The following is a 12,967-nucleotide window of genomic DNA, read 5'->3' as shown; positions in this document are numbered from 1 at the left end:
TTTACCTGTCGATTTCGCCAAAAACGATGTCCATGGTCGCGAGAATGGCCACGACGTCGGCGATCATGTGGCCGCGGGCCATCTCGTCCATGGCAGCCAGGTGCGCGAATCCCGGTGCCCGGATCTTCATGCGGTAGGGCTTGTTGGCACCGTCGGAGACCAGATAGATGCCAAATTCCCCCTTGGGCGCTTCGACGGCGGCGTAGACCTCGCCGGGCGGTACCGCCATACCCTCGGTGAAGAGCTTGAAGTGGTGGATCAGGGCTTCCATGCTGGTCTTCATGGTCTCCCGCGGTGGCGGGGCAATCTTGTAGTCGTCGACTATGACGGGCCCCGGGTTACGGCGCAGCCAATCCACACACTGGGCGATGATGCGATTGCTCTGGCGCATCTCGGCAACGCGCACGAGGTAGCGGTCGTAGCAGTCTCCCTCCTTGCCCACGGGAATGTCGAAGTCGAGGTCGGCGTAGGCGGCGTAGGGCTCGCTGCGCCGCAGATCCCAGGCGACACCGCTGGCGCGCAGCATGGGACCGGTAAAGCCCAGGGCAATGGCGCGCTCGGGGCTGACCACACCGATGCCGACGGTGCGCTGTTTCCAGATGCGGTTGTCCGTGAGCAGGGTCTCGTACTCGTCCACGTAGCCCGGAAAGCGGCGGGTGAAATCCTCGATGAAATCCAGGACGCTGCCCTGCCGGTTGGCATTGAGTTCCGCCAGACGCCGGGCATCGCGGTAGGGCGAGGGCTCGTACTGGGGCATGCGCTCGGGCAGGTCGCGGTAGACGCCGCCCGGACGGTAGTAGGCAGCGTGCATGCGTGCTCCGGAGACCGCCTCGTAGACGTCCATGAGGTCCTCCCGCTCGCGGAAGCAGTACAGAAAGACGCTCATGGCACCGACGTCCAGGGCGTAGGCACCCAGCCACAGGAGGTGGTTGAGGATGCGGGTGATCTCATCGAAGAGGGTACGGATGTATTGGGCGCGGATGGGTATTTCCACCCCCAGCAGCTTTTCGACCGCGCGACAGTAGGCATGCTCGTTGCACATCATGGACACGTAGTCGAGACGGTCCATGTAGGGGAGATTCTGCAGGTAGGTCTTGTGTTCGGCCAATTTCTCGGTGGCGCGGTGGAGCAGGCCGATGTGTGGGTCGGCCCGCTCGATGACCTCCCCATCCAGCTCCAGGACGAGGCGCAGGACACCGTGGGCCGACGGATGTTGCGGCCCGAAGTTCATGGTGAAGTTATTGATTTCCGGCATCGTAACGGCCCTCCTCACCGATCCGCACTATCCGCGGTACCACGACCCGTTCTTCTGTGCGGGTGGGCTCGTAGACGACGCGACGCTGGTCCGCGTCGTAGCGCATCTCCACCGTCCCCACGAGGGGAAAATCCTTGCGGAACGGGTGACCCACGAAACCGTAGTCCGTCAGTATGCGCCGCAGGTCGGGGTGTCCTTCGAACAGGAACCCGAACAGATCAAAGGCTTCCCGCTCGAACCAATTGGCCGCTGGCCAGATCTCCACCGCCGAGGGGACTATCGGCAGCTCCTCATCCAGATACACGCGCACCCGCAGGCGCTGGTGGTGGTTCAGGGAAAGCAGGTGGTAGACCACGGCAAAGCGCGGCCCGCTCCAGCTTCCGTCGCCGTACTCGGCGTAGTCCACGCCACAGAGGTCGATGAGTTGCTGAAAGTCACAGCGGGGGTCGTCGCGCAGGAAGCGCAGGCTCTCCAGCAGGCCGTCCCGCTCCAGCTCCAGCGTGAGCTCAGCGCGATCCACCCGACAGTGGCGCACCAGCTGACCCAACTCCGCCAGAAGGATCTGGCTGGTATCGTTCATGCTCTCGCTCATCGTTTACCTGGCTATGGTGTTGGTGCGGCGGATTTTCTTCTGCAGCTGGATGAGTCCAAAGAGCAGAGCCTCTGCCGTTGGCGGGCAGCCCGGGACATAGACGTCCACCGGCACGATGCGGTCGCAACCGCGCACCACGCTGTAGGAATAGTGGTAATAGCCGCCACCGTTGGCGCAGGAGCCCATGGACACCACCCAGCGTGGCTCGGGCATCTGATCGTAGACCTTACGCAGGGCGGGAGCCATCTTGTTGACCAGGGTACCGGCGACGATCATGACGTCCGACTGTCTTGGGCTCGGACGAAAGATGATGCCGAAGCGGTCCAGATCGTAGCGGGCGGCGCCGGCGTGCATCATTTCCACCGCGCAACAGGCGAGCCCAAAGGTCATGGGCCACAGGGATCCGGTACGACTCCAGTTGACTACCGTGTCGATGCTGGTGGTGACAAACCCCTTCTCGAGGACTCCCTCTATTCCCATTCCAGCGCTCCCTTCTTCCACTCGTAGATGAAACCGACCACGAGAATGGCCAGAAAAATCATCATGGCAAGGAAACCCGTCACACCGATGGCGTCAAAGACCACGGCCCAGGGAAAAAGAAAGGCAATTTCCAGATCGAACAGAATGAAAAGGATGGCGACCAGGTAATACCGCACGTCGAATTTGACGCGCGCATCCTCGAAGGCCTCGAAACCGCATTCGTAGGGGGAGAGTTTTTCGCTGTCCGGCCGTTTGGGGCCGAGGTTGGATCCCAGCCACAGCGGCACGATACCCACCACCAGGGCAACCAGCAAGAAAATGAGTACGGGTAGATAGTGATCCAACATCCGCTACACCCCTCCGCCGAATTCCGGACTTCACCAGGAAGTCATAAAATAATTTTTATCTGTATAATCAATGCCGTGGAAAAGCCCAGAGACAAAAAAACAGCCACGCGGGCTGTGTTTGGTGCCGAAGGCCGGACTCGAACCGGCATGGCTTGCGCCGCCGCCCCCTCAAGACGGTGTGTCTACCAGATTTCACCACTTCGGCTATGACACAAATGTCTCATGCTCCAAGACCAAGGTCAAGGCTTGTGGGTGACCTCTTTGGACGGGGCTTGGGACGCGGACGTCGTTGCCGAGGCTGGAGCCTGGGCGCTGGCGCCGGCCTGAGTGCTGGAGCCTGTAGCCGCCGCTGCGGGAGCCGCGGCAGCCGGCGCCGACGCCGCCGGAAGGGCGATGCCGGAGCTCACGGAGCGGCTCGCGTGGTCGGAAAGGTAAGCCAGTCCCAAGCTGTTGAGAAAGAACAGCGCTCCTACCACCGCCGTAGTGTGGCTAAGGAAATTACCGGCACCGCGCGCACCAAATACGGTCTGGGAACCACCGCCGCCAAACACGGCGCCGATGTCCGCGCCCTGACCTTTCTGGATCAGTACGAGACCCACCAATACCACGCAGATGATGACCTGCAGAATCAAGAGAAAATCGTACATGTCGCCTTAGACTCCTCGACCGACGCTGTGCGCGGCTCGACAGATCTGGATGAACTCGCCGGCCTGCAGGGAGGCGCCACCCACGAGACCACCGTCGATATCCTCGGCGGCGAAGAGTGCTGCGGCGTTGTTCGCCTTGACGCTGCCGCCGTAGAGAATGAGCAGCTTTTTGGCCAGTGCCGGAGTGTGTTCTGCCACCAGGGAGCGGATGAAAGCGTGTGCCTCTTCGGCCTGCTCGGGCGTTGCGGTCAGGCCGGTACCGATGGCCCACACCGGTTCGTAGGCCAGCACCAGGTGCGGTTGATGTCCCCCGCCCTGGTGTTCCAGCACCGGCGTCAAGGCCTCGATCTGACGCCGCAACACGGCATTGGTCTTTCCCTCTTGGCGTTCGTCTCCGGTCTCGCCGACACAGATGACCGGTATCAGGCCGGTGTGCAGGGCTGCCTGCGCCTTGCGCAGGACGACGGCATCCGTTTCGCCAAAGAGCTGGCGCCGTTCCGAGTGCCCCACGAGGACGTAGCGGCAGCCCATGTCGCGCAGCATGGAACCGGAGATCTCACCGGTGTAGGCGCCCTGGTTTTCCCAGAACAGGTTCTGTCCTCCCCAGCGCAGGGCGGTACCCTTGGCCACCTGGCTTACGGTGTGCAGGAGCGTGAAAGGGGGAAAGAGGACGACCTCCGGCACGGTGGGCTCGAGACCCGCGTCCAATATGGACTGGGTCAGATGCTGGGCATCGGCACTGAGGCCATGCATCTTCCAATTTCCCGCTACCATGATGGGGCGCACGCGTCGGTTTCCTCTTATCGCTGTTTCCTAAACAAGGCGACGAGTGTAAAGACTCTGCCCAGGGCGGTCAATTTGAGGCGCAAGCCCTGGTTTGTTCGTGGTAGAGCAGGGTAAGACGCTCACCAAGGCCGGTTGCCGCAGCCTCGGCCGTCGCGTGATCCGAGGCCTCCACCATGATCCGCAGCAGGGGCTCGGTCCCCGACGGGCGCACCAGGAGCCGGCCGCGCCCGCCAAGCTCGGCGGCGGTGCGGCGGATGGCCTCCTGCACATCGGCACGCTGCACGAAAGCGCGCGCGTCGGTTATGGGCAGACTGCGCAGGATCTGGGGCGCGAGACGAAAGTCGCCGCGCAGGGCGTGCAGCGGCTGGCGCCGCTGCTGCACGATGGCGAGCACCTGCAAGGCGGCGAGAATACCGTCGCCGGTGGTATTGGCGGGGGTGATGATATGCCCGGACGATTCGCCTCCCAGGGGGTAGCCGCGGGCGCGCATCTGCTCGAGCACGTAGCGGTCGCCCACCGCCGCCCGGACGAAGGGCACTCCCCAATCCGCGAAAGCCTGCTCCAAGGCAAGGTTACTCATCAGCGTGCCCACCACCCCGTTCAGGGTGCCGGCCTCGCGCATGGCGCCTGCCAGCAGCCAGAGGATGCTGTCGCCGTCCCAGAGCTCGCCCTCGCCGTCCACCAGGAGCAGACGATCGCCGTCGCCATCGAAGGCGATCCCCATGTCGGCGCCGCTGGCCACTACCTGGCTGCGCAGGAGTTCGGGTGCGGTGGAGCCGACCTCGGCGTTGATGTTGAGGCCATCGGGCTGCACGCCGATGGCCTCGATCTGGGCGCCGAGTTCGGCAAACACCATGGGCGCGACCTTGTAGGTGGCGCCGTGGGCACAATCCAATACGAGGCGCAAACCGCGTAGGTCGAGATGGCTGGGGAAGGTCGTTTTGCAGAACTCGACATAACGTCCGGCGGCATCGTCCACGCGCCGCGCCTTGCCCAGGCGATCCGCCTCGGGCAAGGTCAGAGGCAGGTTCATGCGCGCTTCGATGGCCTCTTCGATCTCGTCGGCAAGTTTGAGGCCATCACCGGAAAAGAACTTGATGCCGTTGTCGGGGAAGGGATTGTGGGAGGCGCTGATGACGATTCCCGCATCGGCCCGCAGGGTGCGCGTGAGGTAGGCGATGGCGGGAGTGGGCAGGGGGCCGACGAGGAGCACGTCCACGCCGGCGGCGGCGAGGCCCGACTCCAGGGCGGACTCCAGGAGATAGCCGGACAGGCGGGTGTCCTTGCCGATGACGACCCGCGGCCGTCCCTGGGCCCCGGCGGTGAGCACATGCCCCGCCGCCCAGCCCAGACGCAACACCCACTCGGGGTGCATGGGCAGGTCGCCCACCCGTCCGCGGACGCCGTCGGTACCAAAAAACTGTCGTGCCATGTCTTATCCTTTCCTTGAATCCGGATCCCCGTCTGCGTCGAGGGCAGCCCACACTCGCAGCGCCTGTACCGTAGCCCCCACATCGTGCACGCGCAAGATGGCCGGACCGATCCGTGCCGAAATCCAAAGGGCAGCGGCAACACTGCCCGGGTCTCGTGCCGCTGGTTCTGCCTCGCCCGTGAGGGTGCCGATGAAGCCCTTGCGCGAAACACCGACGAGCAGGGGAAAACCCAAGCGCTGCAGGGCATCGAGGCCACGCAGAAGGCGCAGGTTGCCGTCCAGATCCTTGGCAAAGCCGATCCCAGGGTCCAGGACGATGCGCTCGGCGGCGATGCCCGCGGCCCGACAGGCGCGCACACGCTCGGCCAGAAAATCGCGTATCTCCGTTACCACGTCCGCATAATCCGTCTGCTGCTGCATGGTCTGGGGCGTGCCGCGTCGATGCATGAGACAGACATCGAGATCGAGTTCGGCCACAGTGCGCAGGGAATCGGGATCGTCGCGCAGGGCGCTGACGTCGTTCATCATGCGTGCACCGAGAGCGTGCGCGGCCCGCATCACCCGCGCGCGGCGGGTATCGATGGAGATGGGGAGGGGGATGCTGGCTGCCACTGCCTCGACGACGGGCAGCAGGCGCGCCATCTCGGTTTTTTCATCCACGTCCGGCGCGCCGGGGCGGGTCGATTCGGCACCGATATCGATGATGTCGGCGCCCTGGGCGAGGAAGGTGCGCGCACGTGCCACAGCGGCGTCCACCGACACGTGTTTGCCGCCGTCGGAGAAGGAATCGGGGGTGGCGTTCAGTATGCCCATAACAGAAGGGCGCTCCAGCCACCGGGAGCGCCCTAGGGCGGGGTTCGCCGCCGCCATGCCTAAACGGGGTGTCCCCCCGGATTCAGGTTCGGCACGCCATTGGCGCCCGCACTACCCACACTGTTGGGCTGGTTGCTGACGGCCGGACTGCTGCCGGAGCTATCCGCTGGCGGACGCGGATCACGCCCGGCCATGATATCGTTCACCTGGTTGGCATCCAGGGTCTCGAAGCGCAGCAGAGCCTTGGCCATCATCTCCACCTTGTCCCGGTTTTCTTCGATGAGGTTGCGCGCCACCTGATACCGTTCCTGGATGATGTTGCGCACCTCCGCATCCACCGTCTGGGCGGTCTGCTCCGAGACGTTGCTGTGTTTGGTGACCTCTCGGCCAAGGAATACTTCCTCCTCTTTCTCGCCGATGACCATGGGGCCGATCTGGGACATGCCCCACTGGGTCACCATCTTGCGAGCCAGGTCCGTGGCCCGCTCGATGTCGTTGCCGGCGCCCGTGGTCATCTGGTTGAGAAAGACCTCTTCGGCAATGCGCCCGCCCATGAGGATGGAGATGTTGTTCAGGATCTCCTGGCGCTCGTAGTTGAAGCGATCCTCCGTCGGTAACTGCATGGTGAGCCCCAGGGCGCGTCCGCGCGGGATGATGGTGACCTTGTGCACGGGATCGGTACCCGGCAGGAGCTTGGCCACCACCGCGTGGCCCGATTCGTGGTAGGCCGTGGTCTCGCGCTGCTTGTCGCTCATGACCACCGACTTGCGCTCGGCGCCCATCATGACCTTGTCCTTGGCGTCCTCGAAATCGTGCATGTCCACCAGACGTTTGCTCTTGCGAGCCGCCATGAGGGCCGCCTCGTTGACGAGGTTGGCAAGGTCGGCACCGGAGAAACCCGGCGTCCCGCGCGCGATGACCTTGGGATCGACATCGGGACCGATGGGTACCTTGCGCATGTGCACCTGCAGAATCTGCTCCCGACCGCGAATGTCCGGCAGAGGCACCGTCACCTGACGGTCGAAGCGACCGGGACGGAGCAGGGCAGGGTCGAGCACGTCCGGCCGGTTGGTGGCGGCGATGACGATGATGCCCTCGGTGCCCTCAAAGCCGTCCATCTCCACCAGTAACTGGTTGAGGGTCTGCTCACGCTCGTCGTTACCACCGCCCAGTCCCGCACCCCGCTGCCGGCCGACGGCATCGATCTCATCGATGAAGATGATGCAGGGTGCATGTTTCTTGGCCTGCTCGAACATGTCGCGTACACGCGAGGCACCGACGCCGACGAACATCTCGACGAAATCGGAACCGGAGATGGAGAAGAAGGGTACCCGCGCCTCGCCGGCAATGGCCCGGGCGAGCAGGGTCTTGCCGGAACCCGGCGAGCCCATCAACAGAACGCCCTTGGGGATGCGTCCGCCCAGCCGCTGGAATTTCTGGGGATCGCGGAGGAAGTCGACGATTTCCGCGAGCTCTTCCTTTGCCTCTTCAACACCGGCCACGTCCGCGAAGGTGATCTTGTTGTTCTCCTCCGTGAGCATGCGCGCCCGGCTCCGGCCGAAGCTCATGGCTCCGCGCCCACCGGCACCGCCGCCTCCCATCTGGCGCATGAAGAAGATCCAGACGCCAATGAGCAGCAACATGGGGAACCAGGAGATGAGTATGGAAAGCAACAACGACTGGCCTTCCGGCGGCTTCACGTCGATCTTGACCCCAGCCGCCAGCAACTCTTTGACCAGGCTGCTGTCGTCCTTGGGCGCGTAGACACTGAATTTCTGCCCGGAGCTCAGCGAACCCGTGTAGTGGTTGCCGTCGATGGTGACATCCGCCACCTGCCCCTGCTTGATGCTGCTGACGAAGGTGGAGAAGTTCATGGCCTGGGCCGGCGCTTTCGTACTCGTGTTGAGGTTTTGAAAGACCAGCATCAAGATGACGCCTATGGCCACCCAAAGCAGTACATTCTTGAAAACGTTGTTCATCTATTCACCTCCCCCGAAGGGAGCTTAGACAGGGTAAAAAACCCAGAGCAATAAGGAGTGTATCCCGGTAACTCGATACTGACAACCGCAAATCCAGGATAGTCAAGACGCCGTTCATCCCTGCGTCCCGCCCACCGTAAGATCGCGAATTTTCAGGGTCGGCTGACCGACGCCCACGGGCACGCTCTGACCATCCTTGCCGCAGGTGCCTACCCCCGTATCCAGGGCCAGATCGTTGCCGACCATCTCGACCCGGGTGAGTACATCGGGGCCGTTGCCGATGAGGGTTGCCCCTTTCACGGGATGGGTGATGCGCCCATTCTCGATGAGATAGGCCTCCGACGCCGAGAAGACGAACTTACCGTTGGTGATGTCCACCTGGCCGCCGCCGAAGTTCACTGCATACAGGCCTTTCTTGACGCTGGCGATGATTTCACGGGGATCGCGGTCCCCGGCGCGCATGTAAGTATTGGTCATGCGCGGCATGGGCAGGTGGGCATAGGACTCCCGGCGTCCGTTGCCAGTGGAGTGCGTACCCATCAGCCGGGCATTGAGGGTATCTTGCAGGTAACCCTTGAGAAATCCGTCCTCGATGAGCACCGTGCATTGGGTCGGAGTGCCCTCGTCGTCGACATTGAGGCTGCCGCGGCGCCCGCTCAGGGTGCCGTCGTCCACCACGGTGACTCCGGGGGCGGCCACCCGCTCGCCCACGCGACCGCTGAAGGCACTGGTCCCCTTGCGATTGAAATCCCCTTCCAGACCGTGGCCGATGGCCTCGTGCAGGAGGATGCCCGGCCAGCCCGGCCCAAGCACCACGTCCATGGTACCGGCGGGAGCGTCGCGCGCTTCCAGATTCACCAGGGCCTGGCGCACGGCCTCGCGGGCGTAGTGCTCCGCGGCGCCGCCAGCGAGGAAGCTACGGTAGTCGCTGCGCCCACCGCCGCCTGCCGTGCCCTGTTCTCGCCGCCCTCCGGATTCGACGATGACCAACACATTGAGACGCACCAGAGGCCGGACGTCCGCCGCCATGCTGCCATCCAGGCGCGCCACCAGGATCGCCTCGAAGCGGGCACTGAGGCTTGCCATGACCTGAACCACGCGCGGATCCGCCGCCCGTGCCGCCGCCTCGACCCGCTCCAGCACTGCCACCTTTTCCTCGCTCGCCAGATCCGCAAGGGGGTCGACGGGCGGGTAGAGTTCCAGACCCTGGCGCCGCTGCCACACCAGGGAGCGCTGCTCACCGCTGTGGTGAACGATGGCGCGCGCGGCCTCGGCTGCGCCCAACAGGGCGTCCACAGCGATCTCATCGGAGTAGGCCAGGCCCTGGCGCTCCCCCTGAATGGCGCGTACGCCGACACCCTGCTCGATGTGGTGCGAGCCCGATTTGACCACTCCCTCTTCCAGGCTGAAACCCTCGCTGCGGCTGTACTGGAAATACAGATCGGCATCATCCAGCGCCCGTCGCGACAGCTGGGCAAAGACCCGCTCCAGTGCCGGCTCGCCGATGTTCCCGGGGGCGAGCAGGGTGGCCTTGGCGATTTCGAGGGCGGATTGCGACATGGGGATTCTCCTGAGCGGGCATCTACGACAGTATGCACCTCCGGATAATCTAGAACAAGTATAAAACTAAGCTAAGTCGCGAGACCACGGCGGAGGGTTCGTCCACAGCTTTTCCAGGGGTCGTCAACCGGCTTATCCACACAATATCTAGTTGACAGAAAAGATCAGAGGACTATATTTAGTTGAGAAACGCCAAGGTCCGGTCCAGAACCCAAGGAGAATCGCAGCATGTCCTCGCCTGCCCGCAGTGCCCAGTCCGAAGCCCTGGAAGTGCGCGCCGACCTCGGTCGGTATCGTGTGATCCGCCGTAACGGCAGTGTGGTACCCTTCGACGCCAGCAAGATTCAGGTGGCCATGACCAAGGCCTTCTTGGCCGTGGACGGTGGTACCGGCGCGGCCAGCGCCCGGGTACGCGATCTGGTCGGCCGCCTCACGGCACAGGTGGTGGAGACCCTCGAGCGACGCCAGCCAGGGGGCGGTACGCTGCACATAGAGGACATTCAGGATCAGGTGGAGCTGGCCCTGATGCGTGCTGGCGAACACGAGGTGGCGCGGGCCTACGTGCTCTACCGCGAGGAGCGCGCGCGCGAGCGGGCGCAGAAGCGCGAGGCCAGCCCAGCCAGTGCCCCGATCCTGCGGGTGCGCCACGCCGACGGCTCGGAACAGCCCCTGGATCTGGAGCGTCTGCGCCAGGTGATCGGTGAGGCCTGCAGCGGTCTGGGTGAGGCCGTGTCCGTGGACGCCATTCTCCAGGCCACGCAGCGCAACCTCTACGACGGAATCAGTGAGGAGGAGCTCTTCCAGGCGCCCATCCTCGCCTGTCGGGTATTGATCGAACAGGATCCCGCCTATGCCCATGCCACCGCCCGCCTGCTGCTGGACCGTGTGCGCCGCGAGGTGCTGGGCGAGCCAGCCACCCATGCCGAGATGGCGCAGCGCTATCCCGAATATTTCAAGGACTATCTGCGCACGGGTATCCAGCACGAGCTCCTCGATCCGCGTCTGGCGCAGTTCGACCTGGATCGGATCGCCGCCGCCTTGCGGCCGGAGCGGGATCTGGATTTTCAGTATCTCGGCCTGCAGATCCTCTACGACCGCTATTTCCTGCACGTGCGTGAGCGGCGCATCGAGCTGCCCCAGGCCTTCTGGATGCGGGTGGCCATGGGTCTGGCGCTGGAAGAAATCGATCGCGAAGAGCAGGCCATTGCCTTCTACGAGGTGCTGTCGCGCTTTGAGTTCGTCAGTTCCACCCCGACCCTGTTCAATGCCGGCACCCTGCGCCCGCAGCTGTCCAGCTGTTTCCTGACGACGGTGGCGGACGATCTGGACGGCATCTACGAGGCCATCAAGGACAACGCCCTGTTGTCCAAATATTCCGGTGGCCTCGGCAACGACTGGACGCCGGTGCGGGCGCTGGGCTCCTATATCAAGGGCACCAACGGCAAGTCGCAGGGGGTCGTGCCCTTTTTGAAGGTGGTCAACGACACCGCCGTGGCCGTCAACCAGGGTGGCAAGCGCAAGGGGGCGGTCTGCGCCTATCTCGAAACCTGGCATCTGGACATCGAGGAGTTTCTGGAGCTGCGCAAGAACACCGGCGATGACCGGCGCCGTACCCACGACATGAACACCGCCAACTGGATCCCCGATCTCTTCATGGAGCGGGTAGAGGCCAATGGCCAGTGGACCTTGTTCAGCCCCAATGAGGTGGCCGATCTGCACGATCTGACGGGGCAGGCCTTCAAGGAGCGTTACGAGCACTACGAGCGCCTCGCCGATGCCGGTGAGATTACCCTCTTCAAGCGCCTGCCGGCTCTGCAGCTCTGGCGCAAGATGCTGACCATGCTCTTCGAGACGGGCCACCCCTGGATCACCTTCAAGGATCCCTGCAACCTGCGCAGTCCACAACAACACGTGGGCGTGGTGCACAGCTCCAATCTCTGTACCGAGATCACCCTGAATACCAGCGACAAGGAAATTGCCGTCTGTAACCTCGGCTCCGTGAACCTCGTCGCCCATCTCCGTGCCGGCCTGCCAGGCCAGGGTCTGCGCACGGAGGCCAGCGCCGATGAACTCCTGGCCCTGGTGGATACGGACAAGCTGGCGCGGACGGTGCGGGTGGCCATGCGCATGCTGGACAACGTCATCGACATGAATTACTACGCCGTCGCCAAGGCGCGCAATTCCAACCTGCGTCATCGGCCCGTGGGCCTTGGCCTCATGGGTTTCTCCGATGCGCTCCTCGCCCTGCGCATTCCCTACGCTTCCCAGGCAGCGGTAGAGTTTGCCGACATCAGCCAGGAACTCATCAGTTACCATGCCATCGATGCCTCGGCGGATCTCGCCCGGGAGCGGGGGAGCTATCGCAGTTTTCCCGGATCCCTGTGGAGTCAGGGAATCCTGCCCCTGGACAGTATCGAGTTACTGGCCCGTAGTCGGGTGGCGGGTGTCGATGTGGACCGTAGCCAGCGTCTGGACTGGGAGAGCCTGCGCACCAAGGTGAAAGGTGGCATGCGCAACAGCAACTGTCTGGCCATCGCCCCCACCGCCACCATATCCAACATCGTCGGCGTCAGCCAGGGCATCGAGCCCATCTACCAGAACCTGTACGTGAAATCGAACCTGTCCGGTGAGTTCACCGTGGTCAACGCCTATCTGGTGCGCGATCTCAAGGCGGCCGATCTGTGGGACGAGGTCATGGTCAACGATCTCAAATATTTTGACGGCTCCGTCGTGCCCATCGACCGTATTCCGGAGGCCCTCAAGCCGCTGTACGCCAACGCCTTCGAGATCGATCCGCAGTGGTTGGTGGAAGCGGCGGCCCGGCGTCAGAAGTGGCTGGATCAGTCCCAGAGTCTCAACCTCTACTTCGGTCAGCCCTCGGGCAAAAAGATCGATGAGACCTATCGCCTGGCCTGGCGACGTGGTCTGAAGACCACCTACTACCTGCGCTCTCTGGGGGCGACCGCTGCGGAAAAGTCGACGGTGAGCAAGGGCGTGCTCAACGCCGTGCCCGGACAGGTGAAAGCCTGTGCCATCGAAGATCCCGGTTGCGAAGCCTGCCAGTGAACCCATCCGA

General features: G+C 63.6%; 11 protein-coding genes and 1 tRNA gene. 1 reads left to right on the top strand and 11 read right to left on the bottom strand.

The genetic code is table 11. The features are described 5' to 3' along the window. Nucleotide 1: 1 nt before the first annotated feature. From ACAty_RS11910 to tldD, 11 genes are all read right to left on the bottom strand, one after another. Nucleotides 2–1,255: an NADH-quinone oxidoreductase subunit D gene (locus ACAty_RS11910; protein ID WP_004868924.1), complete on the bottom strand. Its 1,254-nt coding sequence runs from the start codon at nt 1,253–1,255 to the stop codon at nt 2–4. Further along, a complete protein-coding gene (locus ACAty_RS11905; protein WP_038472284.1) occupies nt 1,239–1,847 on the bottom strand; it encodes an NADH-quinone oxidoreductase subunit C in 609 nt (202 codons plus the stop codon). The genes ACAty_RS11910 and ACAty_RS11905 overlap by 17 nt, the downstream gene beginning before the upstream one ends. A gap of 3 nt (nt 1,848–1,850) precedes the next feature. Continuing rightward, nucleotides 1,851–2,327, bottom strand: a complete 477-nt coding sequence (locus ACAty_RS11900; protein ID WP_004868919.1) for a NuoB/complex I 20 kDa subunit family protein — start codon at nt 2,325–2,327, stop codon at nt 1,851–1,853. Continuing rightward, nucleotides 2,318–2,674: an NADH-quinone oxidoreductase subunit A gene (locus ACAty_RS11895; RefSeq protein ID WP_004868918.1), complete on the bottom strand. Its 357-nt coding sequence runs from the start codon at nt 2,672–2,674 to the stop codon at nt 2,318–2,320. Before ACAty_RS11895 ends, ACAty_RS11900 begins: the two co-directional genes overlap by 10 nt. Before the next feature lie 119 nt (nt 2,675–2,793). Beyond that, a tRNA-Leu gene (locus ACAty_RS11890) sits at nt 2,794–2,879 on the bottom strand. A 34-nt stretch (nt 2,880–2,913) separates the two neighbouring features. Beyond that, nucleotides 2,914–3,321: a preprotein translocase subunit SecG gene (secG, locus tag ACAty_RS11885; protein ID WP_004868915.1), complete on the bottom strand. Its 408-nt coding sequence runs from the start codon at nt 3,319–3,321 to the stop codon at nt 2,914–2,916. A 6-nt stretch (nt 3,322–3,327) separates the two neighbouring features. Next, nucleotides 3,328–4,107: a triose-phosphate isomerase gene (gene tpiA / locus ACAty_RS11880; RefSeq protein WP_004868913.1), complete on the bottom strand. Its 780-nt coding sequence runs from the start codon at nt 4,105–4,107 to the stop codon at nt 3,328–3,330. 67 nt (nt 4,108–4,174) lie between these two features. Further along, on the bottom strand, nt 4,175–5,539 hold the full coding sequence (gene glmM / locus ACAty_RS11875; RefSeq protein ID WP_004868908.1) for a phosphoglucosamine mutase: 1,365 nt from the start codon (nt 5,537–5,539) through the stop codon (nt 4,175–4,177). Nucleotides 5,540–5,542: 3 nt separating this feature from the next. After that, nucleotides 5,543–6,352, bottom strand: a complete 810-nt coding sequence (gene folP, locus ACAty_RS11870) for a dihydropteroate synthase (protein WP_004868907.1) — start codon at nt 6,350–6,352, stop codon at nt 5,543–5,545. Between the two features lie 59 nt (nt 6,353–6,411). Then, on the bottom strand, nt 6,412–8,331 hold the full coding sequence (gene ftsH / locus ACAty_RS11865; RefSeq protein WP_004868905.1) for an ATP-dependent zinc metalloprotease FtsH: 1,920 nt from the start codon (nt 8,329–8,331) through the stop codon (nt 6,412–6,414). 114 nt (nt 8,332–8,445) lie between these two features. Beyond that, the gene (tldD, locus tag ACAty_RS11860) at nt 8,446–9,891 is read right to left on the bottom strand and encodes a metalloprotease TldD (RefSeq protein ID WP_004868902.1); all 1,446 of its coding nucleotides are present in this window, start codon (nt 9,889–9,891) and stop codon (nt 8,446–8,448) included. Nucleotides 9,892–10,119: 228 nt separating this feature from the next. Here tldD and ACAty_RS11855 point away from each other — a divergent pair, with 228 nt between their 5' ends. Beyond that, nucleotides 10,120–12,957, top strand: a complete 2,838-nt coding sequence (locus ACAty_RS11855) for a ribonucleoside-diphosphate reductase subunit alpha (RefSeq protein WP_004868900.1) — start codon at nt 10,120–10,122, stop codon at nt 12,955–12,957. Nucleotides 12,958–12,967: the final 10 nt, after the last annotated feature.

The organism is Acidithiobacillus caldus ATCC 51756 (genome assembly GCF_000175575.2).
In the GTDB taxonomy this organism is placed as follows: Bacteria; Pseudomonadota; Gammaproteobacteria; order Acidithiobacillales; family Acidithiobacillaceae; genus Acidithiobacillus_A; species Acidithiobacillus_A caldus.
Note: the sequence above shows the minus strand (reverse complement) of the source record. Positions and strands in the feature narration are given on the sequence as shown.